The organism is Niveispirillum sp. SYP-B3756, from assembly GCF_009495745.1.
Taxonomy (GTDB): Bacteria; Pseudomonadota; Alphaproteobacteria; order Azospirillales; family Azospirillaceae; genus Niveispirillum.
Window position 1 is genome coordinate 14,167 of sequence record NZ_WIDQ01000018.1, and the last position, 22,457, is coordinate 36,623.

At 61.9% G+C, this 22,457-nt stretch carries 15 protein-coding genes; 4 read left to right on the forward strand and 11 right to left on the reverse strand.

The window, feature by feature from the left end; genetic code table 11:
* The first annotated feature begins 5 nt into the window (after positions 1 to 5).
* Positions 6 to 809, forward strand: coding sequence for a DeoR/GlpR family DNA-binding transcription regulator (locus GE253_RS22175; protein WP_153206327.1), 804 nt, complete (start codon positions 6 to 8; stop codon positions 807 to 809).
* 12 nt (positions 810 to 821) lie between these two features.
* On the opposite strand, the gene GE253_RS22180 is transcribed toward GE253_RS22175, so the two are convergent.
* Positions 822 to 2,147, reverse strand: coding sequence for a tetratricopeptide repeat protein (locus GE253_RS22180; protein WP_153206328.1), 1,326 nt, complete (start codon positions 2,145 to 2,147; stop codon positions 822 to 824).
* Between the two features lie 81 nt (positions 2,148 to 2,228).
* Between GE253_RS22180 and GE253_RS22185 the strand changes: the two genes are divergently transcribed.
* The 3 genes from GE253_RS22185 to GE253_RS22195 all read left to right on the forward strand — a co-directional run bounded on the left by GE253_RS22185 (position 2,229) and on the right by GE253_RS22195 (position 4,334).
* Positions 2,229 to 2,480: a 2TM domain-containing protein gene (locus GE253_RS22185; RefSeq protein WP_173012774.1), complete on the forward strand. Its 252-nt coding sequence runs from the start codon at positions 2,229 to 2,231 to the stop codon at positions 2,478 to 2,480.
* 32 nt (positions 2,481 to 2,512) lie between these two features.
* The gene (locus tag GE253_RS22190) at positions 2,513 to 3,376 is read left to right on the forward strand and encodes an alpha/beta hydrolase (protein WP_153206330.1); all 864 of its coding nucleotides are present in this window, start codon (positions 2,513 to 2,515) and stop codon (positions 3,374 to 3,376) included.
* A gap of 217 nt (positions 3,377 to 3,593) precedes the next feature.
* Positions 3,594 to 4,334, forward strand: a complete 741-nt coding sequence (locus tag GE253_RS22195) for a DUF4198 domain-containing protein (protein ID WP_211101547.1) — start codon at positions 3,594 to 3,596, stop codon at positions 4,332 to 4,334.
* Positions 4,335 to 4,364: 30 nt separating this feature from the next.
* Here GE253_RS22195 and GE253_RS22200 read toward each other — a convergent pair whose 3' ends face one another.
* The 10 genes from GE253_RS22200 to GE253_RS22250 form a co-directional block, all read right to left on the reverse strand.
* Positions 4,365 to 5,495 carry a DUF5009 domain-containing protein gene (locus GE253_RS22200; RefSeq protein WP_153206331.1) on the reverse strand — a complete coding sequence of 377 codons (1,131 nt, stop codon included), beginning with the start codon at positions 5,493 to 5,495 and terminating at the stop codon, positions 4,365 to 4,367.
* Complete coding sequence (locus GE253_RS22205; RefSeq protein WP_211101548.1) at positions 5,492 to 7,843, reverse strand: alpha-N-acetylglucosaminidase; 2,352 nt, start codon at positions 7,841 to 7,843, stop codon at positions 5,492 to 5,494. Before GE253_RS22205 ends, GE253_RS22200 begins: the two co-directional genes overlap by 4 nt.
* Positions 7,844 to 7,963: 120 nt before the next feature.
* Entirely contained in the window at positions 7,964 to 10,672 is a 2,709-nt protein-coding gene (locus GE253_RS22210) for a TonB-dependent receptor (protein WP_153206332.1), read from the reverse strand.
* A gap of 1,019 nt (positions 10,673 to 11,691) precedes the next feature.
* Positions 11,692 to 12,918, reverse strand: coding sequence for an FAD-dependent oxidoreductase (locus tag GE253_RS22215; RefSeq protein ID WP_153206333.1), 1,227 nt, complete (start codon positions 12,916 to 12,918; stop codon positions 11,692 to 11,694).
* 315 nt (positions 12,919 to 13,233) lie between these two features.
* Entirely contained in the window at positions 13,234 to 13,992 is a 759-nt protein-coding gene (locus GE253_RS22225) for an arylmalonate decarboxylase (protein ID WP_153206334.1), read from the reverse strand.
* Between the two features lie 354 nt (positions 13,993 to 14,346).
* Entirely contained in the window at positions 14,347 to 15,141 is a 795-nt protein-coding gene (locus tag GE253_RS22230) for a helix-turn-helix domain-containing protein (protein ID WP_153206335.1), read from the reverse strand.
* Positions 15,142 to 15,376: 235 nt separating this feature from the next.
* Positions 15,377 to 16,729, reverse strand: coding sequence for an MFS transporter (locus GE253_RS22235; RefSeq protein WP_153206336.1), 1,353 nt, complete (start codon positions 16,727 to 16,729; stop codon positions 15,377 to 15,379).
* A gap of 242 nt (positions 16,730 to 16,971) precedes the next feature.
* Positions 16,972 to 17,988 carry a DUF1838 family protein gene (locus GE253_RS22240; protein ID WP_153206337.1) on the reverse strand — a complete coding sequence of 339 codons (1,017 nt, stop codon included), beginning with the start codon at positions 17,986 to 17,988 and terminating at the stop codon, positions 16,972 to 16,974.
* A 452-nt stretch (positions 17,989 to 18,440) separates the two neighbouring features.
* Complete coding sequence (locus GE253_RS22245; RefSeq protein WP_089290000.1) at positions 18,441 to 20,312, reverse strand: hydantoinase B/oxoprolinase family protein; 1,872 nt, start codon at positions 20,310 to 20,312, stop codon at positions 18,441 to 18,443.
* A gap of 15 nt (positions 20,313 to 20,327) precedes the next feature.
* The gene (locus GE253_RS22250; protein ID WP_153206338.1) at positions 20,328 to 22,376 is read right to left on the reverse strand and encodes a hydantoinase/oxoprolinase family protein; all 2,049 of its coding nucleotides are present in this window, start codon (positions 22,374 to 22,376) and stop codon (positions 20,328 to 20,330) included.
* Positions 22,377 to 22,457: the final 81 nt, after the last annotated feature.

The following is a 22,457-nucleotide window of genomic DNA, read 5'->3' on the forward strand; positions in this document are numbered from 1 at the left end:
TGCCAATGACTGAGATCGACACGCTGGACAGCAAGAGCGGCGCGCGGCCCATCCAGGTCGCGCGGCTCACCTCCCTGATGAAACTGCTGGAGGAACGGGGCCATTGCTCCGTTGCCGAACTGGCGGTGCATTTCGACGTGTCGGAGGAGACGATCCGGCGCGACATCCGCCAGTTGGAGCGGACGGGACGGGTGCAGAAGACCCATGGCGGTGTCTCCATCCCCAGCAGCGAGCTGGAAGCCCCCTATCGCATCCGCCTGCGCGAACAATCAGACGCCAAACAGCGTATCGCCCAGCACGCCGCCCGCATGGTGACGGAGGGGATGACCCTTCTGCTGGATTCCGGCACCACCTGCCTCTGGCTGGCGCGGGCACTGGCCGGTTTCCGCGACCTGACCATCATCACCAACAGTATGGAAGTGGCGCATGAGGTGCTGGGCCGGCCCGGCCAGCGCCTGTTTGTGGCCGGAGGCCCGATCAAGCCGGATTACCATGCCGCCTTCGGGCCGGAAGCCATCGCCTTTTGCCGGCGCTTCGTGCCGGATATCACCGTCCTGTCGATGGGGGCGATTGATGCGGCCTGCGGCTTTCTGGATTTCGATTCCGACGAAGCAACGTTCAAGCGCGCCATCCTGGACCGCTCCCGCCGGGTCGTCGTGCTGGCTGATTCGACGAAATTCACCAAGCCTGGCTTCATCCAGGTGGCGGACTTCGCTGAGGTGAAGGCGCTCTATACCGACACCCAGCCCCCCGCCGCCATCCGTGATGCCGCCCAGGCACACGGAATGGCGATTGAGGTCGCGGTCTGAGCGCTGCCGCCCTCAGACCTGCAGGGAAAACCAGACATTCACCCCGTCATGCATGGCAGCCACCGGCACAGGGTCGCCCACCTCCACGGCAAAGGGGGCGGGCGGCAGGAAGAAGCCCGGCTGCCAGCCGCTGGCCGGGCTGTCGCGGAAGGGGCTGTTCTCAAACGTGATGCCCTGGCCGAAATCCAGCCAGATCCACTGCACCAGGGCGGCACAGCGGCCGGCAGTGCCGGCCGTCAGGTCAAACTGCACCCGCCCCTGCATGGGCAGCGTGTCGGCTGTGAAATCAAACCGGAACGGATCGAGGCTTTCCGACAATGCCTCCGGCTGCACCAGCCTTGCATCATACCGCGCCGCGCGCGGGAACAGCCGGTTGAAACCACTGAGATCGAACCCGTTGGTGACCCCGGTATAAAGATGCTTTTCCAGCAACGCCCCACCGGCCAGCGCCACCCGCACCCCGCCCTGCTGTGGCAGGATGCGGGCATCGGGCTGCAACAGCCGCGCCTTGGCATCGATCACCGCCGGGATGACCCGTTCGGACAGGAAGTCGCTGGCAATGATTTCCGATAACAGCACATCGGCCGGCCGCGGCAGATCAACCCCCACCTGCAGGGCGGTGGACAGCTTGTTCACCACGGTGATGCGGTCGGACAGACCGTTCTGGGCGATAATGCGGCGGGCGGCATCGGCGATCCACGGTACCGCCTCGCAGGTGATGACCTGAGCCCCGGCACGCGCCGCCATCATGGCCAGCAGGCCGGAGCCGGTGCCGATCTCCAGCACCAGATCGCCCGGCCGCACCTGGGCCTTGATCGCCGCCTCATAGGCATCGTTGCGCGGCGCATCATTCACCATCGGCACATGCCAGAGTGACAACATGCGGGTGCGCAGCTTGGTGCGCAGCAATTCGGCATCCAGGAAATCAGGCTTCAGTTCCAGGGCGCGTTCCACCTGGAGTACCGCTTCCTCGAACCGTTCCAGATCACGACAGGCGGCGGCCAGGTTGAAGCGGCCCACCGGGTCTTCCGGTTCCGCCTCTACCGCGCGGGCGAAGCTGGCCGCCGCCGCCTCCATCTTGCCCAGTTTTTGCTGGCACAAGCCGATATTGAAATGCAGGCCACGATATTTCGGGTCAGCCTTGCCAGTGCGCTGAAAGGCATCCAGCGCGTCGGCCCAGCGGCCTTGCGCCTTCAGCACAACACCCAGATTCCAGCAGACAGGGGCCAGCCCCGGCTGCTTCTTGTCGATCTTGCGATAAAGCGCCTCCGCCCCGGGCCAGTCACCCTGGTTCTGCCGCGCCACGGCATCGGCGAAAATCGCGTTCAGATCCATCATCAAACCCCGGTGACCATCCGCTGGAACTTTTCCTTTCTAGCCCCGGCGGGCGATCCGGTACAAGCAATGGCAATGGAAAGAATGATGATGGAGGGATTGATGCACCCGGACCCGCAGGCCAATGCGGCGGATGCCCAGCGCAGCCGCCAGCGGCGCAGTGCCCTGATCAACCATATACTGGCCTATATGGCCACGGCCGTGGTGCTGGTGCCGGTCAATTTCCTGCTGACGCCGGAAACGGTCTGGTTCTACATCCCGCTGGTGGCCTGGATGGCACCGCTGGCCCTGCATGTGGCCTATGCCATGGGAATGTTCGACAACAAGCAACCCTGACCCGCCTGCACTGTCCCAAGGGAGCGACCGCCATGACCACCCCTGTTTCCCGCTTCTATTTCGCCAACCGGCTGCGGTTGCATTATGTGGAATGGGGCCGGCCCGACCGGCCGACGCTGCTGCTGGTGCATGGCGGGCGTGACCATTGCCGCAGTTGGGATTGGGCCGCACAGGAGCTGGCCGCCGATTACCACGTCCTGGCGCCCGACCTGCGCGGCCATGGCGACAGCGCCTGGGCACCCGGCTGCGGTTATACGCTCAGCGATGTGGTGGCCGATCTGGTGCAGTTGCTGCGCCAGCGCACCCGCCCCAAGGTGCATGTCGTCGGCCATTCCTTCGGCGGTGCCGCCAGCCTGTTGCTGGCCGGCCTCTATCCGGAACTGGTGGAAAAGCTGGTGGTGGTGGAAGGCACCTGGCAATGGCAGTCCTTGCAGGGGCCCTCCAGCTATGCCAGTCGGATGCGGGATTATGTGGACACGGTCCATAAGTTGGCGGCCCGCCCGCCGCGCAAATATGCCAGTCTGGCAGAGGCGACAGCCCGGATGCAGGCGGAAAATACCCGCCTGACCCCGGCCCAGGCCGAACATCTGACCATCCATGGTGCACACCAGAACGAGGATGGCAGCTTCAGCTGGAAGTTCGACAATTATGTCCGCGCCGCCTATCCGGCCCGTATCGGGCTGGATGATCTGCGCGACGTCTGGTCGGCGGTGGCCTGTCCCACGCAACTGATCCGGGGCAGCGACAGTTGGCTGGAGGATCCGACGCAAAATGGCGTGCTGGATCTGTTCCAAACGGCCAGCAATATCACCATCCCCGATGCCGGCCACTGGCCCCATCATGATCAGCTGGACCTGTTCTTGAACCATGTACGCGGGTTTCTGACGGCAGGGTGATAATCCACTGTCAGCGGCCTGCTTTCAGCGGAAAATGCTGTTACCGCCCGCCGCTTCCCGGCGCAGATGCGCCTGCTTGGGGTAAGCTCTCATACCCCGTTGCGATGAGGTGACCTCATCGCAACGGGGTGCCGCGTGAAGCCAAGCCAACAGATGTTGGCGCCGGCGGGAAGTTCCAATCCCGCCCGAGATGAAACCCAAGCAGCAGGATCGGGACATGAAAAAACGGATGCGCAGCGCCCTGACATTGGCCGCCCTGGCGGGATTTGCCGCCACCATTCCCGCCGACGCCCATGGCATCTGGTTCGCCCAGCGCGCCAAGCAGACGGCATTGATCTATGGTATCGGTGCCGATGATCTGGACATGGTGAAGCGGCTACCCCTGATCAAAGCCGCCAGCGGCTATGATGCCAGCTGGCAGCCGGTGGACACCGCCCTGCGCGCCGCCGGCCCCATTGTGCTGGCGGAAGCCAAGGGGTCGACGGTGGCCCTGGCCGCTGTGATGGATAATGGCAACTGGACCAAGGCGCCCGACGGCAAATGGCACAATGCCGGGCGGGACAAGGTGCCGGACGCCGTGCGGGCCGAACATACCTATAAATATGCCGTGCATCTGACCGGCCAGCCCACCAAGCCGATGCCGGCCCTGCCCGGCCACACGCTGCAACTGGTGCCGCTGGAAGCCATCCCCACGGAGATGGGCAAGCCCCTGAAGCTACGCGTGCTGTTCCAGGGCAAACCGCAGGCCGGTGTGTCGGTGCAGCGCGATCTGGTCACCGATCCCGATCAGGAACCGCAGAAGACTGATGCCGATGGCGTGGTAACGGTGACCATCCGCAACCAAGGCCTGAACGTCATAGCCGCCACCTATACCGCCAGCCCGGCAGAGCCCAAGCTGGTGGACCATGATGAACATCTGGCCACCCTCTCCTTCGTGCTACCGCACGCGGAGGAATAATACCGGCGCTTATTCAATGTGCCTGGGGAATCAGGCCTTCAGGATCAATCCCCTGCGGTCCATTCCCCAGGCCACCGCCCAGCAGACCATCGTATAGGCGAAGGCGCAGAGCAGCGATCCCACCGGCCCCGGCACCAGGGGCTGGAACAGGGTGACGCCGATCCAGTGATAAATGCCGCCTTGCGGGCCGATGCGCACCATCTCCAGCACAATCACGAACAGTTCGGAAAACAGATAGACCGCCAGCGGGTTACGCCCCAGGATGGTGAAAAAGGACGTACCACGCTGGCGGCCCGCCAGTTCCACCAGGGCGATCAGCCCCGCCAGCAGGATCAGGTCCAGCCCCGTCGTCAGCAGCACGAAGGAACCGGTCCACAACTTCTTGGCAATCGGGAACCAAGGTGCCCAAGCCAGCCCGGCCAGCACCAGCCCTACCCCGGCCACCGCCATCAGCCGAACCGTGCGGGCCAGCGATGCGCCGCGCAGGATGGCCATACCGGCCAGATAGCCGGCCAGCACATTCACCGTCGCCGGCAGGGTGCCCAGCAGCCCTTCCGGATCGAAGCCATTATCCTTCTTGTAAAGATGCGCCGGCCCGATCAGCCAGAGATCGATCTTGGTACCGATATTGGCGTATTTATCATAGGCCAGACCCGGCTCGCTGAAGGCCAGCAGAATCCCCCAATAGCCCAGCAGCAGCACGATACAGGCCAGCACGATCTGCCGCACGCCCAGCCAGCGCACCAGCAATCCCGCCAGCAGATAGCAAAGCGCCAGCCGCTGCAGCACCCCCGGTATCCGGGTGTGATCAAAGGGCAGGAAGGCCCATCCCGCCTCCCCGTGCGCCACAAACGGGAACCAGTACATCAGGAAGCCAAGCAGGAAGATGATGGCCGCCCGCCGGCACAGGCCCTTTACATAAGCGCCGGTCGGCAGCGGCTTGCGCAGCGCGAAACTCATCGCGTTGCCCATGGCGAACAGGAAGGTGGGGAAAACCAGATCGGCCAGGGTGAAGCCGATCCATTTCGCATGGACCAGCTGCGCAAAGGGCGGGGCCCCGGCCCCGGCCGTATTCACCAGGATCATCAGAAAGATGGTGGCGCCGCGAAACACATCCAGGGCGATGAAACGCTTGGGCGCGGCTGTGCTGATCACGCTCATGGCCGGTCCACCTCTGCCAGCAGCGTGCGCAGGGCGGCCAGGGGCGATGCCGGCCGCTGGCGCGGCCATAGGTTCTCATCGCTGAGCCAGCCTTGCTCCCAGGCCTTGATATCGGCCTTCACCGCCGCTTCATCCAACGGCTTGCCCGCCACGGCCGCCTGTCGGGCGGCGTTCAGGAAGCGCTGCCAGCGCGGCAGGTAATAGCCGGCATAAAGCCCCTGCCAGGCGCGCGAGGCATAGTCCGACAGGTTCCCCGTGCCGCCCCACAGGGTGACAATGGCCTTGGCATCCTGGGCAAAATGCTGCTTCTCCGCCGGCGTGTCGCCATAGGCGCGGGCGTCTTCGATCCAGCTTCCCAGTGTTTCCTGCTGGTTGCCCAGCAGGCCGTCAATCTGGCGGGCCAGCGCCTCCACCCGTGCGGCAGCGCGATCACCGGCCGCCAGATCGCCGGCCTTATAGGCGGCGATGGCCTGCTTCAACGCCTCGTCCAGCTTCAAGCTGGCATAATGGCCGGTCAGATCGATCAGGTCATAGAGGTAAAGCGGCTCCGCCCCCAGCCCGGACGCCTGGGCCAGCAGCGCATCGATCCCGGCGCGCAATTGGGCGGCATCGCCCGGCGGGGCCGGATAATCAGACCCGGCCAGGGTCGGCCGTTTGAAGAACAGATAGGCCCCGGCGCGCTTTTCCCACCAGCGCGGCGTCCAGTACCGCGTGCTGAAGGCCCCGGCAATCACCTTGTTCCAGCCATCCAGCAAGGCCGGCGTCACCGTGCCATAGCGGGCGCGCAACCGGTCGGACAGCCAGCTTTCCACCGGCGGCGCGCCGGTTTTGCCCGCCAACTCTCCCCAGGCCAGATCATAGGCGTAATCATAGACGATGCCGTTATTATGCAGCCCTTCCGGGAACATGCCAAAGCCGGCCAGCGACCCGCGCCCCGGATGGCGCAGCACCGCTTCCATATCGGTGCGGTAGAAGGACAGGTCGCCATAGACCGGGTTGCTGCCGCCATAATTATGGACATAGCCATAGATCCAGTGCTTGCCGTCAAAGGCGTTGCTGGATTGCCAGATGCCGGGATAGCGATCATTGCCGATATCCAGGATCAGCATCCTTTCATCCGGCACCTTGGACAGGAAGGCGGCGATGGCATCGGGCGTCCAGAAATGCTTGTCGGCCCCGAACAGCCAGCCCTGCATCACCCAGGTGGCACCGGGTGCGGCCTCCGTCACCGAGCGGTAAAGCCGCTCCCCATAGGCGGCCAGCCGGGCACTGCGCACCTCTGCCGGCAGGGCAGCAGCACGCGTGGCGGGGGTGTTGGCGGTGGAATCGCCATAGGTGGCCTGGCGGGCGTCGCTGCCATCCTCCGCGATGGGGGGCACCATCTCATTGAAGGCATCCAGCAGGTAATATTGCCCCGGCCCATAGGTTTCATTGTAAAGCGCAATGAACCGCTTGGCGATGCGGGCGAACAGCGGATCGGACGGGTCCAGCCAATAGGTGCCGGGGAAACCTTCCCATTCCCGCATCTGATAGATCCGGGCCTCCGGGTGGCGCTCGGCAAAGGCCTTGGGCACATAGCCGGCAAAGGCGGGCAGGATCGGCTTCATACCCAGGGCGCGCATCCGTTCCAGGATGCGCTTTTGCAGGGTGTGCTTCTTGTCGATCCAGCCGGTGGACAGGGGCGCGCGGTAGCCGGCGATATTGCCCATGCGCTGCCAGGGCAGGAAGGGGGCGGCGGAGAAGCCATCAGCAATCGCCGTATCGCTCAGCCCCTCTTCCCGCCACAGGGCGCGCCAGACATATTCCTGCCCCTCCATGGCCAGCGGCGTATCAATGCCATGGGCGGCCATCCAGTCAATTTCCTGCTCCCAGCGGGCCCAATCCCACCAGACGCTGGTGTAACCAAAGGTGCAGGGATTGAGATAGGTGCGCAGGCCGAACGGGGATGTGACGTCCCCGCTGTCATAGCCGGGCGCGAAGGCCACCGTCTGGCGACGATTGCCTTCCCAACTGACCGCCAGCGCCCCCTGGCGCCCCAGATAGCGGACGGCCCCATGCACCAGCGCCACAGCGGAATCGCCTTCCACCGAGAGATGCCCCTTATCGGTGCGCACGCGGAAATAGGGCTTGTCCAGCTTCTTCAAGGACAGGTCGATCAGGCTTGTATCGACACCCAGCCGCCCCAGCACGGCCTGCGCCTCTGCTGTTGCCTCAGCCGGTATGGCGGTTTTCTGCGTCGGTTTCGCGGCCACCGGTGCCGGCAGACCGCCGCTGGTGATCAGCCAAAGCGCGGCCGACATCAGGCAGAAGGAGCGGGTGGAAAGGTTGGCCAATGCTGAAATCGCCAATGTCTGTCATCCATCCGTTGAAGTGCTGAGCCCGCAACCGCGGATGCCGCAGCGCTTGCGGCAATCAAAAGCTGGCAGCATCCCAATGGGCTTGGCACACCGGGATGCTGCCAATGGCGATTACATCTTCCAGGTCGCCGCCGCGTAGAAGCTGCGGCCATAGAAGCTGCTTTCCTGCCAGACGGAAGGATCGTTGTAGTAGGCCTCTTCGCTGCTTTCGTTCAGGTTGATGACACCCACGCTGAAGCTGAGATGATCATCGAACGTATAGCCGGCACTGAGATCCACCTGGGTGCGGGCCTTCACCGTATGGCCTTCGCGGGCGAAGAAGCTGTCGGCGCTGTTCTGGTCATAGCCGCTGCGGTGGTTGATGGCCACGCGCACGCTGAAACTGTCATTTTCCCAATAGGGCGTGACATTCCAGGAGGTCTTGGACAGGTTGCGCACGGTATAGCCGGTACCAATCTTCACCTTCTGCGGATAGACCTTGGTGAAGTTGCCGATGATGCCAAACCCATCCACCGGCAGGTAATCGTCGAACGACTGGTTCCAGCTCACCTCAAAGCCTTTCAGCTTGATGGTGGAGGGGTCGTTCAACGTCTGCGTGATGTCGTAGATATTACCGGCGGCATCCACGCAATCATTGCCATTGTTGGTCAGCGGCGTGCCGGCAAAGGAACCCGGGCAGACCAGCGCCGAATAGGTGCCGTTCTTGATCCATTTCTGGAAACCGTTGATGGAGAAGGCACCGGTGCGGCTGTAATACCACTCCACCCCCAGATCAATCTGGTTGGCCGTCAGCGGCTTCAGGCCGGCCTGCCCCAGATTGACCGTCACAATATCGGTCTTGGTGTTCTGGGAATTGGTGGTGCGCGAGGTGGTCTGCGCCAGGGAGCTGTTGGAATCCAGGATCGGACGGACCAGCACCTTGGCGGCGGCGAAGCGCACCATCAGCTTATCCACCGGCTCCACAGACAGGTTGAAGCTGGGCAGCCAGTTATCGTAATGCTGCGACTGGATATAGTCGCCAATATCCTGCTGAACCTCCTCGTAACCATCGGTCCGCGGGCCGGTGACATTACCCTTCACCTTCTGGCGGGTATATTCATAGCGCAGGCCAAGATTGCCCGTCACCTTCATGTCGGCCAGCATGGTGTCGATGCTGGCCATCGCATAGGCGGACGGCATATAGCGGTCCACCTTGTAGCTGGATTCCGGGGCGAAGATTTCCGGAACCACAATGCCGGCCGCCGCCAGCGCCTTGTCATAGGCGGACGGGCTGGGACCGACCCAGCCATGCGGAATGTCGAACCGCCCATCCAGGAAATCGCCGACCGAATAATAATTGCCGGGCATGGACGGGAAAATGTTGCTGCCGGGCGCCGGGGCGTTGGACAGCGCGATCATGTCATGACGCGTGATGTACCGATCAAAAGTTTCGTGCCGGTTCTTGGCACCGACGCTCAGCTTGCTGATCGGACCGAACGTCACTTCCTTGGACAGATCGACCTGTTCAGACAGCTCGCTGGACTTCATCCGGCGGGTGGCGCCGTTGGGATATTCGTTGCGGTTCAGCAGGTTGGGGGCATATAGCCCAGCATTGGCCAAATCGGTGCTGACCGTGTAGCCAATGGCATCCGGATCGGCAATATCGATGGTGGCACTGGGGATATTGATGCCCAGAATGGCCGCCGCTTCACGCAGATAGGCCTTGCCCTGGGTATAGTTCACCGCCGTCTTGGCGACCCAGCCATCATCACCGGTCCATGTGCCCGACAGGGTATAGCCCTGGCTGGTCAGATTGCGTTCTTCCTCCTGACGGTTATTTTCCATCGTGAAGTTGGTCGCGGTGGTGTTGACCGCCGTGCCGTTGGCCACCTTGTTGACCTTCAGGCGCGCCGTATTGAACAGGAAAACCTGCTGGTTGACGTCGTAATCCGTATTGTCGCGCGCGAAAATGGCCGAGGCATTGATCTCGATAGAATCGGTGGGGCGCCATTGCAGTCCGCCGCTGGCCTGCTTGCGTTCCGTCTCGCGGTCGATGCGGCGATAGCGCGGCCGGCGCGGCACCGTGACCGTCGACCCGTCGATCGACTGGGTGGTCCAGCGATCCATCCAGAAATAATCGGCGCGGTCGTCCAGCTTCTGATAGCCGACATTCAGGTAAACGCCGAGCGTATCGTTCAACAGCTGATCGACATAGCTGACACCGACCTTCGGCGTGATCTTGCCGCCGGCAAATTCGGAATTCTGACCTTTGACGGAAGCGACAAATTCCGGCGCCTTGTAATCCAGCGGCTTGGTCGTATCAATATTCACCGTGCCGGACAGGCCGCCGGCATCCATGTCCGCCGTCGGCGATTTGATGACCTGGATGGAGCTGGCCAGCTCGGTCTGAATAATATCGTAACGGAAGCCGTCGGTGAAATCGGCACTCTTGAAGACCTGTCCATTGATGGTGGTCAACGCATATTGCGGACCCAAACCACGAATGCTGATCGTCGCCCCACGTCCATTGACGTTAGACATCTGCACGCCGGAAATGCGCTGGATCGCTTCCGTGATATTCTCGCTGGGGAACTTGCCCAGATCTTCCGCCGAGATACCGTCGGTAACGCGGGAGTCCAGGCGCTTGGACTCCATGGCCGCGTAAATCGATCCACGGAAACCGGTTACCACGATCTCGTCAAGCGAGCCCGCTTCCTCTGTTGGAGAGGATTGCGCCAATGCCGGGGCGGCAAGGGCCACCAGGCCGATGCAGGTGCCGCACAGCAAGGACAGCTTCTTGCGGCGAAGCGCCGCGACATTCCCACGAACTGAGTTGCTCATCCCGTAACCCCTGCCTGTTAAGTATGATGCTGAGGTGATGTTCGACGGCTGGTGACTTATTTTCGTTTCTCGTCGTCCATTCCTTCATGTCAGCAATTGGTATGGTTCGTCAAGCCCACTATATAACATTTCAAAACGTCGAATTCTTAATTCAAATTAATTAAATGAAAACCCAGGATGAATCTCCGCCCCGTGAAGACTGCCGATACCGAAATGCACAATCATCAAGCATCATTCTTTAATGCAAAACAAAATCATGAATAATTTGCTCATTAAAAATGCATTATGAGTTTTTATTGAGATAAAATTGCACATTTCAAGAAATTTTTATAAATTATATTCGGCTATTTTAAATAATTAATCGGGGGAGATTTTAATATAATTTAATCGCCGCATATTACAGTATACAGAGAGTATTTCTTGAAATATTTTCAAAAAAAACACTAAACTCTCGACGATTTTCGTAATATAATGCGATCGTCAGCCTACCAGGAAGTCCATTCTGGACAAAAAGGCGGAAATGACGAATGTTCTTACCGTCAAATAATAATACCAATTTATGCCAAACCCTCCCCGCGATCATCCGGCGTTCTGCCAGAAGCAGCAGCTCCGCCTGCGCCATTATCAGATGGACACCTCCGGGAATTCTGCGTGCGGAATTCAGGCTGCTCGGTGCCACCCTGGCTTTTTTTTGGCGCACCGGGATACGCCAGGTCGGCTCTATTGGGCGGATCTACAGCCACCTGCGTTCGACTAAACGCAGGTGGCTGTAGCATCGTGCGAGCGCAATTCTCCCGTTGAGCCAAACCCATTTTCCGACGGTGTCCAACTGGTCAGGCAGGCCACATTTATGCCGGGCTCAGCGGAGTGCACGGCGTGGATTGTGCAACGGGCAGAGACGGAAAGGATGGTATGCCAACAGCGGGTCAGCTCAAGGTCAGGCTGGTGACAGGGCCATCAATGCCAACAAGCAAGGATTCTTCATTCCTTCAGGTTCTCCCTGCGCCCATGGCCACGCTTCACGGAGCCAGTCCTTTCAAAGGTGTGGCCGCATCCGCCAACTGGTCCGCTGTCAGCCTGGCCCCGGCGGTCACCAAGGCCTTGCCTTGCACGAAGTCGCGCATGAGATTGACACAATCCAGCGCAATCACTTGGCCTTGGCGCAGATAAACAACCGAGAAGCTGCGGGTCGCGGGATCCCCGCGCAGAACCGCCTGATCATAGCCAATCGACAGGCCCACGGTCTGCAGACGAAGATCATACTGGTTCGACCAGAATGTCGGCACGCCAGCCACCCCGGCCTCGCCGCCGGTCAGATGACGGGCAACAATGTTGGCCTGATCCATAGCGTTCTGCACAGATTCGATGCGCACCCGCGCCCCGGCAGCATAGGCACTGACCTGTGCGGCACAGTCACCGATGGCATAGATATCAGGCAGGCTGGTCCGGCATTGCCCATCGACATCCACACCATTGCCGCCGACTGCCCCCGCCGCCACCAAGGGGCCTACCGCCGGCACGATGCCGATACCGGCGATGACCAGATCGGCTGGCACAAGGGTGCCATCGGCCAACGTCACCCCTGTCACCCGGCCATCCTGCCCGCTAAGCCCTGCCACAACCACGCCCAGACGAATATCGACACCCTGTGTCCGATGTTCCTGCTCATAAAAGCGGGAAAGCGGCGCCCCTGCAACCCGGGCCAGAACCCTGTCCTGCGCCTCCAGCAGCGTCACCTGCTTCCCGGCTTTCCGCAGAACGGCAGCGGCCTCCAGGCCGATATAGCCGCCCCCGACCACCACAACCCGTTGGACATCGGGCAATTCCGCCCTCAATTGATCGACATCGCCGCGGGTACGGATGGTATGAAGACCCGCCAGTTCACTGCCTGGACATGTCAGGCGCCGGGCGGGGCCACCGGCCGCCCAGACCAGGGAGCCATAGCGATGCTCTACCCCAGCATCTGTGGTGACAACATGCCGGGCCGGATCAACAGAAATGACCCGGTGGCCAAGCTGGAAGTCAATCGCGCGCTCTGCCCAGAAAGTGGCAGGGCGCAGAAGCATACGGTCAAATGCCTTGTCGCCCGCCAGATAATCCTTCGACAGTGGCGGCCTTTCGTAGGGAAGATCGGCTTCTTCGCCGATGATCGTTATGGAACCGGCAAATTGCTGCTGGCGCAACGCCTGCGCCAGCTGTGCACCCGCATGTCCGGCCCCAACGATCGCCACATCACTTGACTGCATCACCCGCACCCCTTCCCCCCATATCGCCCGGCAACGTCCAGGTTCAATCGTCCGGCGCGATGATTATCCGTAGCCTTTCCAGCCCGGCATTTACCGTCAACTGGCAGGATAAGCGCGACATAGCAGTCCGATAATCGGCGCTGTCAAGAAGATCGTTCTCGCTGACGGGGGGGGGCAGCTTGTCGGCAAATAACGGATCGGCCTGCACATGACAAGTCGCGCAGGAACAGCAGTCACCACACAAGGCCAGCAAGATGCCCGCACCATACCGGGCTTCGCCGCCACCCTGCAACCATCCTGCTACCACAGCATCAATCAGAATTCCTCAAGCAGGCGACCGAAGCCATATACCTTGTCCTGAATGCCGTTGGCGCGCAGCGCGTGCCAGTATGTCGCTGTATTGATGGCGATGACCGGTTTGCCCAGCCAGGTCTCGGCAGCCGCCGCCAGCTTTACCATCGACAGGTTGGTCCCAACCTGCAGAATGGCATCCACATCGTCGCCATCCAGTTGGCTAAGCACGTCGCGTAGCCGGTTCGTGCCGACACGGGCGACGGAAGTCCAGGACGCGCACTGCAGCGGCACATCGCGTACCGTCTCATACCCATAATCGGAGAGGAAGTGACGGACCTGCTCGTTGGCCACGGGATAATAGGGCGACACGAAGGCTACCTTCTTCACCCCGCCATAGGCAGCGATGGCGGCTGCCAGGGATTCCGAGCCGGTGGAGAGATAGAGCCCGCTGATCTCCCGGATCTGCCGGCGGAACTTTGCTGCCCCTTCCGCTCCTCCATAGAAGGTGATGGCGGACATACCCATGATCAGATAATCGGGATCGCACGTCATCACCGACTTAACGGCATCAACAGTGTTGTCGGCGATCTCCTGCGTACCGGCCAGAAACGTCTCGTCACTGATCGCCTGGGCGTTCGACACAATGATCCGGCTATAGTGATTGGTCACGCCGGGAGGGCGCATATCGTCGAAATCGGGCTGCACAATGGTGTTCGTGCTAGGCCCCAGCACCCCGAACACCTTGCGCCAGCCACGACTGTCCTTGCCTTCACCCTGCATTTCATATCCCTTGTTCTGGATGGGTGGTCACGTCATGACAGCGGTGTCAGTCTGGCGCTTCTTCCGCGTGAAGGCGTCGCTTTCCTTCATGATTTCCATGGTTTGACTGGTCTGTGCCTGCACAAAACAGCGCGCCGCACCGCGTGTTTATTTGGGCGCAGACCACCCAGCGCGTCGATGCAACCGTCCCCGGCCGGCCACAGGGTGGACAAGTTCGGCAGTTTCCTGCGTATCGCAACCCCTGGGGTTCCTGGAAACAGGTAGCCAATGCAGCGGCCAGCAGGGGAAAGGGCGCCCGGCTGCGCGAAATGAAGCAGTCGATGGAACTGGACCCGCAAGCCGGGTGAGCATGTCCTAGCGCTGGTTCTGCATTGCCGCCTGGGTCAGCTCTGCGCTGATCGTCTCGGCCGTACCCTTCAGGTCGTCCAAGTAACGATCCAGCGCCGTCTCCACCTTCATCGCGGAGGCGAAAAAGATCATCGTCATCGCCGCCTTGAAATTCTCGCCCAGAAAGATGGGCACAGCAACGGAGGAGGTCTTGCCGGGGGTCAGGTTATGATGGTTGCGCCCCTGCACGGCGTAGCCCTGCGAGCGGATTCGTTCAACATTCAGCGCGGCACGAGCGGCCTTCAGATATTCGGGGTCCACCTCCCGCGATACCTTCATCCAACGCAACAGCGTCTCGCGCTCCTCATCCTGGGTAAAAGCCATCGACAGCTTGCCTGACGCGCTGTCCAGTATCGGCAGGGTGAAGCCCGGATAATACCGTTCGAAGGTCAGCGCCGTGTTGGCGTGGGTGCTGTCGCGCAACATCATGTTGCGCCCGACGCGGGAGGCAATGGAGATGGGCCAGCCGATACGGCGCGTCAGCGACACGATAAGCGGCCGTGCGATCTCCACCAGCCGGTCATCATCCTGAAAACCATAGGCCAGCGACTGGACCATCGCTGTGGGTCTGTACCGCTTACGATCGGGCTCCTGCTCCACCAGCCCTTCATAGACCAGGGTCTGAACCAGACGGCAGGCCGTCGGATAGGGCACCTCCGCCGACCGGGCAATTTCCATCATGGTCAGCGACCCTTGCCGGTTAATGGCCTTCAAAGCCGCGATGGCCCGGCTGATCGCACGGATTGGCACACCCTTTTCCATACCCCCCTCCACCTGTCGAATATCATGGGCGGCATGATGCCAATATTCGGCAGCGTCCGGGGCAGAAACCGTGATTTTGTATCCACCTGATGGATAGACTATGCTTTGAAGGTTCCAATCGACCGCATACGCCGATACGGCGCAACGCCGTGAGCCGCTGGCGGGAGATTGCGGAGCAGACCGGTCCGTGCGGCAGCCATCGTAAAGCCGCCGCCCCTTCTGCTTTCCAGCCCTGTCAGTGACGACCAAATCGGCCATAGAGAGCCGCCGCAAGCAGATTGAATAGACCGGGGAACACCCCGAAAGCCAACATGACGCCGGTCAGGGCGCGGGGTTCCTGCGGCAGCCCCGCCATGGACCGGGCAACATCGAAACCGAAGCCCGACAATACCAGGCCCACCAGCAGCGTGCCGCCCAGGGCGAAGCCGATCTTGTCCACCGCCACCCAGGCGGCGGAATAGAGCCCGGCATTGGCCCGATCCTCACCCGCAATATCGGACATCATGGAAAAGCTGAGCAGGGCCCAGCCGGAATTGAACAGAGCGGCCACGACGCAAAACACATAAGCGACAAAGATGCCGGACTGGGCATTCTGCGACCAGGCGATATAGCTGACGCCATAACCGATGGCGGACAGCACATAGACCGGCTTCTTGCCCACGCGCTTGGCCAGGGCCACCCACATGGGCTGGGCCACGATGATTCCGGCGCAGACGGCGACGATCAGGCCGCCGATCAGCTGCAGCGCGCCGGCCCCCTGCCCCATATTGTAGGTCAGGAAATAAAGCATGGAGGCGTACGCCATGCCCGACCCGATCAATTGCAGAAGATTGGACATCAGCAACACCGAGAAGCGCGGCGCGGCCAGTACGGAGATTGCGGCGCCAAAGGTCATGCGGGAGCCGGTGGCAGGGGCTGGCGACCGGCCCGCCTGCCGCGCCGCACGCCCGGCCCCGAAAAAGGCGATCAGCAGGGAGATGGGGCAGATAATTGCCAGAACACGGGACATGCCCTCATATCCCGGCTGCCCACCGCCCAGATGCTGAACCACCCCAGGTGCCACCGCCCCGCCGATCAACACGCCGGCGGCGGTGAAGACCAGCCGCCAGGCCATCAGCACCGTCCGCTGGTGCGGATCGTCCGACAATTCGCCGGCAATGGCCAGATAGGGAACGGAAAAGCTGGCAAAAACCGCCATGTACAGGCTGAAGGCGGCCGCCACATAGACGATACGGCCATTCATGGACAGGTCAGCCGGCACATGAAACAGCAGCAGAAAGGCCATGGGCGAACCCACAACCCCGGCCAGCAGCCACCAGCGGCGATGGAACCGGTGCTTCCAGCGGTCAGACAGCACGCCGACCAGCATGTCGCACCCAACACCCCAGACCAGTTTCGGCACAAAGATCGCCACACCGGCCAGCGCCGGTTCAATCCCCAGCACCGTCGTCATGAAAAACAGCAGCAGCAGCGACGGCACATCGCGGAACACCTGGCCTGCCACCTGTCCGGCACCATAGCCGACCTGCGAGACAAGGCCCAGGCGGCCGGCTTGTTGGGAGGGGGCTTCGGTCACGGCGGTGGTCATTGGCGATCCTTGAAAAGGTCACGGTACATCAGAAACGAAAAGGGCGGGCGGGCACCATCGCCCGCCCGCCCTGCACCGACTTATACCACCCCACCTAAAGGTTGACCTTTAGGTGGATTGGAGGCCGGCGACCGCCGGCCCGCGCCCCCATGGGCGCGTAAGCCAAGCTGCCGGAGGCAGCGCCCGGCGCGTGAGGGGACACGAAATCTCCCTGGATCGGTCACGATCAAGGGAATTTGGTATTACTTTGGCGGCAACGTCCGCGGCGGCGGCGGTTGCGGCGGTGTCCACCCGGCCGGCACAGGCGCCGGCTTCTGTTCGCGCGCATAGTTTTCCAGGCTGGACAGTGACGGACCGTAATCTTCCGTCGGAGCGGCCAGCCATTTGGGGTCCATGGCGCGTGCGGTCTCCCGGATATCGGCCGGGATGTCGTTCACGCTGTCATAGGCGCCGAAAGAGCAGAAATAGGAGATATGGCCCGGCGCCTGACCCATCAGCATCCAGGGCAGCCACGGGGTAATGCGCGACCACTGGCCCACAGCCTTCACGTGGGTCAGCTTGGGATTCTCCAGATCCTTGCGCTTGATCACATAGGTGAACATCTCCGACACGCGGTTGAACGCGCCCGACGATTCGCGCACCCACTTATCGGGCTGCAACGCATTCTGATAGAGCATGTGGATGTCAGTGGTGACGATCACCGTATCGTCCGGACCATAGCGCCAATCCAGCAGGAACGGCTCCGGCGGCGGCTTGTCCTTGTTCATTCCGCCATAGGACGGGGGCTGGGGACGGAATTCGCTGATCGTGAAATTGAACGGATCGTTGGCAATGGGCACGACCCGCACATCCTCGTTGGTATACGGGTTGTGCCAGGTCTTGAGGATCTCACCGGTCTTGATGTCCCGGTAGAAACCAACCTCACGCAGCATACGGCGGTACGAGCCATCCTCAAGACGCTTGGTGCGGACGAAGCTGAAGCCATCAATGATGAACAGAGGCCGCACCGGCTCATTGTCGCGCACGCCATAGACGTTGCCACGGAACCAGCCGATTTTTTCCTTCGTGGGATCGATATCCGCATCCAGCCGGGCATAGCTGTCACGGTTCCATTTCGGGTCTTTGAAGTCGATCTTCGTCTGGAAGGGCGGCGCGCTTCCCGCCGCCGCCGCTGAAGCACCGATACCCACCGCGCCGACAGTGGCCGCCATGGCCGCCAGGCCCAGGCTTTGACGACGCGTCAATTCAGGTCCGCTCATTGTCCCGGAACTCCCTTGTTCTGGATAGGAGGCGCTGTACCGCCTTCCTTGCCGGGTTCAAATCTCGCGCGGATGAATTCGCCCTGGAAACGATGAAGCGCCATCATATCCACCAGGTAGATATTTTCACCCCGATATTTGGGCCGGAATGTCCGGGGCCTTTCAATCGGTAGCAACAGGCAAGCATCACCGATCCGGGGGAGTTGGTCCCCGGTGAACGGACAGTTTGATACGTTTGGCCCGCCCTTGTTGCAGGACGACCGACAGGACAGAGAAAGCAATATTCAGTGGGTTGCAAGGCGACGGAAGCAGGCGCCTTGCAAACACGAAATCTCCCTTGCACGTGACCGCGCAAGGGAGATTTTGTGTTTTCTCAATCGCCGGGCGAGAGGACCCTCGCCCGGCGGCGGCAGATGCCGCCTTGGTTTAAACGCACCGAGGTGCGTTTGGCATCAGGCCGCGAAATGCGCCAGCTTCACCGGTGCCTTCGGTGCCGGCAGGCCGGTTTCGGCCAGGCTGTTGGCGCGCAGCGTGTCGATGTCGGGACCGAAATTGAACACTTCCGTCACCGGACCGCGTTCCGCCCGCATCTTGGCCCGCAGCGCTTCCGTCGCGGCTTCATCGACCTTGCCGTCCACCAGCACGACGCCATAACGCTTGGCGCCTTCCGCCGTAACCAGGCCGCGCTCCAGCTCGACCTCCAGCAGCTTCGGCTCGCGCAGCAGCGGGTCGCCCCAGCCACCACCACCCCAGGTGATGAAGTGCAGGATGTCGCCTTCTTCCACCGTCAGGTTTTCCAGCTTGTTGCCGACAACGGTTTGGGTGCCGTCGGGCTTCTCCAGGATCTTGCGGGCGCGCGCACCGGGTTCGCCGCCATTCACACCCCAGGGCGGGGTGAACCAGCGGTCATCATGGATGGCGATAGTACCGGCGGCCAGGAAGCGATAGGACATGATGATGCCGTTGCCGCCGCGATGCAGCCCGGCCCCGCCGCTGTCGGCCACCGTCTCGTACCGTTCGATGACCAGCGGGAAATACCGCTCCAGGAACTCGTTGGGCACGTTGGTGAAGCCGGGGAACAGCGAATGCCCGTCCGGCCCGTCACCCAGCGGACGGCCGGGGATGCCGCCGAAGCCGATCTGGAACAGCTGGAACCAGCGGCCCTTGGCGTCATAACCCGAATAGAACAGATGCGGGGAGGAGGAGAAGCCGGCCGCGTTGAGGAATTCCGGCGTCTTCTGGCCCAGCAACCCGCCCATAATGTCGAACAGGCGGCCCAGCGCGTGGGTACGGCCCGAGAGGGCTGCCGGGAATTTCGGCTTCAGCAGGGAGCCTTCGGGAATTTTCACCCGGATCAGGTCGTAATAGCCGTCATTGAACAGCACCTGCGGGTCGAAGACCATGATCATGTAAATGCCGAAGAACATCTTCAGCATGTTTTCATTCAGGAAGAAATTGATCGAGGCCTGGCTCTGCGGGTCGGTGCCGTCAAAATCCAGCACCACGATTTCGCCTTCGCGGTGCATGGTGCAGCGGATCTTGTAGGGGCCATAGCCCATACCGTCATCGCAGATATAATCCTCGAAGCTGACCTTCTCCTCGCTGATGGAGCTGGCGATCAGCTGCTTCATGGCGCGGTAATTGCGGGCCAGCAGCTCGTCGGTGGCGGCGGCGAAGACATCGTCGCCAAACCGCTCGCACATCTCCACCACGCGGCGGGCGGCCACGCGGCACGATGCGATCAGGGCGTTCAGATCAGCTGTGCACCAGTCCGGCTTGCGGGTCTGGGCCATGATCAGCTTGATCACGTCGGCATTATAGACGCCCTTGGAATAGATCTTCACGGGCGGGATGCGCACCCCTTCCTCGAAGATCGAGGTGGCGTCGATGGGCATGGAGCCGACGACCTTACCGCCAATGTCGGACTGGTGCCCGAACATGGAGGTATAGGCGATCAGGCGGCCATCCTTGAACACGGGCAACAGCACCAGCCAGTCATTCAGATGGCTGATGGCGCCGCCGACCGAATAGGGGTCGGACAGCAGGATCATGTCGCCTTCTTCAACCGTGCCGTCGAACCCGTCCAGGAAGGGCCCGATATAGGAGCCGAACTGCCCCACCACCATCTGGCCCGTGCGGTCGGCGATCAGGGGGAAGGCGTCGCCCTGTTCGCGGATGCCGGGCGACATGGCCGTGCGCACCAGCGTCGCGTCCATTTCGATGCGGGCATTGCGCAGAGCGTTTTCGATGACTTCCAGCGTCACCGGGTCGATGCTGACCTTGTTGAAGGGAGCGTCATTGGTCTGGATGATCTTTGCGGCCATGGATCACACTCCCCTTCAGCGCGGGTTGATCAGGATATTGCCGACGCGGTCGACCAAGCCGTCACAGCCGGCCTCGATCAGCGTCGTGCTGTCCATTTCGATGACGATGGCCGGACCCGGGATCAGGTCGCCGGCCTTCAGACGGGATCGGTCATAGATGACGGCCGGCACCATCTTGCCATCCATCCACAATTCATGGTCGCGGATCTTGGCCGCCACCGGGTCGCCATTGCCCTTCGGCAATTCGGCGGCCGGCAGGTCCAGCACGGGGCCCTGGGCCACGGCGCGCAGGTTCACCAGCTCATGCGGGGACGGCATGTTGAAGGTGAACAGGCGTTGATGTTCATCATCGAAGCGGCGGGTAACCCCGGCCAGACCGTCGCGGCGCAGGGTTTCCGGATCGATGGACAGCGGCACCTCGAAGGCTTGGCCTTCATAGCGCACGTCGATTTCGAACAGGCTAGTAATGTCTGAGTCCTTGATGCCTTCGGCCTTCAGCTCGTCGCGGGTCTGGGCTGCCATGGATTCCAGCAGCGCAATCACCTCCGCCTCGTCCGTCTCGTCAAAGCGGCGGGAGAAGGACCGGGCCGTTTCCGTGCGCATCCGCGTCGTGGCATCGCCAAGCGCGCACAGCACGCCAGGGGACACCGGCGAGACGGCGGGCCAGGAGCCCATCAGCCGGGCCACGGCATTGACATGCAGCGGGCCGGCACCGCCAAAGCCCATGACGGCGAAGTCACGCGGATCATAGCCCTGCTGGACGGAGATCATGCGCAGCGCGCCGAACATGTTCTCGTTCACGATATCGATAATGCCGCGGGCGGCGGCATACAGGTCGATACCCAGCGTGTCGGCGATGGTCTGCACCGCCTTCTTGGCCCCTTCGCGGTCCAGCTTGAAGGTGCCGCCCAGCAGCGCCTCCGGCAGATAACCCAGCACGACATTGGCGTCGGTCACGGTCGGCAGGGTGCCGCCCTTGCCATAGGCCACGGGGCCCGGCACAGCACCGGCCGATTGCGGGCCGACGCGCAGCGCCTTGGTCAGTTCCGGCACATAGGCAATGGAACCGCCGCCGGCACCCACCGTCTTCACATCCAGCGAAGAAGCGCGGACGGCCAGATGGCCCACTTCGGTGGTGCGCACGCGGCGCGGGTCCAGATTTTCAATCAGGGCCACGTCGGTCGACGTACCGCCCACATCCAGGGTCAGGATGTTGCGGATGCCGGAATTGGCGCCCACCCACAGGGCGCCCGTCACGCCGCCAGCCGGACCCGACATCAGCAGGGAGACCGGATGTTCTTCCGACTTTTCCGACGACATCAGGCCGCCATCGGAACGCAGCAGCGACAGCGAACCGGCAAAGCCGCTCGATTTCAGCTTTTCACGCAGGTTGCGGACATAACGGCCGACGATGGGACGGACCGACGCGTTGGCCACGGTGGTCAGCGTGCGCTCATATTCCTGCATTTCCGGCAGGACTTCGTGAGACAGCGACACTGGCACGCCGGGCAGAATCTCCGCCGCCAGCTCACCCACGCGCTTTTCATGCGCGCCATTCAGATAGGCGTTGATCAGGGAGACGGTGACCGCCTCCACGCCCTTTTCCTTCAGCTTCAGCAGGGCGGCGCGGATATTGTCGTCATCGACCGGGCGCAGTTCGCTGCCCTGGGCGTTCATGCGGCCCTTGATCTCAAACGTGTTTTCCAGCCGGGCCAGCGGTTCCGGCTTTGGCCAGACGATCCAACCGGCCAGACCGCCGGGCACGAAGGAGCGCGCGATCTGCATGATCTGGCGATAGCCTTCGGTGACGATCAGGCCGACCTTGGCGCCCTTGCCTTCCAGCACGGCATTGGTGGCGACCGTGGTGCCGTGCAGGAAGAATTCCACATCGGCCGGCGTGATCCCCGCCTTCTCACAAATGGCGGTGACGCCATTCAGGATACCGACGGAACTGTCGGCCGGGGTGGACGGGGTTTTGTGCCGCCAGAAGGCGCCCGTCGCATCATTAAACAGCAGCAGGTCGGTGAAGGTACCCCCCACATCGACGCCCAAGCGATAACCCATCGCATCCCCCTTGTTCTGGAAGCGGTCAAATATTGATCCCAGCAGTACCGGAATGACGGACGGCGACCATCGTCCGCTTCC

Coding starts and splice junctions, on each gene's coding strand:
- GE253_RS22175 (WP_153206327.1), top strand. CDS start 6: ATGACTGAGATCGACACGCTGGACAGCAAGAGCGGCGCGCGGCCCATC.
- GE253_RS22180 (WP_153206328.1), bottom strand. CDS start 2,147: ATGATGGATCTGAACGCGATTTTCGCCGATGCCGTGGCGCGGCAGAAC.
- GE253_RS22185 (WP_173012774.1), top strand. CDS start 2,229: ATGATGATGGAGGGATTGATGCACCCGGACCCGCAGGCCAATGCGGCG.
- GE253_RS22190 (WP_153206330.1), top strand. CDS start 2,513: ATGACCACCCCTGTTTCCCGCTTCTATTTCGCCAACCGGCTGCGGTTG.
- GE253_RS22195 (WP_211101547.1), top strand. CDS start 3,594: ATGAAAAAACGGATGCGCAGCGCCCTGACATTGGCCGCCCTGGCGGGA.
- GE253_RS22200 (WP_153206331.1), bottom strand. CDS start 5,495: ATGAGCGTGATCAGCACAGCCGCGCCCAAGCGTTTCATCGCCCTGGAT.
- GE253_RS22210 (WP_153206332.1), bottom strand. CDS start 10,672: ATGAGCAACTCAGTTCGTGGGAATGTCGCGGCGCTTCGCCGCAAGAAG.
- GE253_RS22215 (WP_153206333.1), bottom strand. CDS start 12,918: ATGCAGTCAAGTGATGTGGCGATCGTTGGGGCCGGACATGCGGGTGCA.
- GE253_RS22225 (WP_153206334.1), bottom strand. CDS start 13,992: ATGCAGGGTGAAGGCAAGGACAGTCGTGGCTGGCGCAAGGTGTTCGGG.
- GE253_RS22230 (WP_153206335.1), bottom strand. CDS start 15,141: ATGGAAAAGGGTGTGCCAATCCGTGCGATCAGCCGGGCCATCGCGGCT.
- GE253_RS22235 (WP_153206336.1), bottom strand. CDS start 16,729: ATGACCACCGCCGTGACCGAAGCCCCCTCCCAACAAGCCGGCCGCCTG.
- GE253_RS22240 (WP_153206337.1), bottom strand. CDS start 17,988: ATGAGCGGACCTGAATTGACGCGTCGTCAAAGCCTGGGCCTGGCGGCC.
- GE253_RS22245 (WP_089290000.1), bottom strand. CDS start 20,312: ATGGCCGCAAAGATCATCCAGACCAATGACGCTCCCTTCAACAAGGTC.
- GE253_RS22250 (WP_153206338.1), bottom strand. CDS start 22,376: ATGGGTTATCGCTTGGGCGTCGATGTGGGGGGTACCTTCACCGACCTG.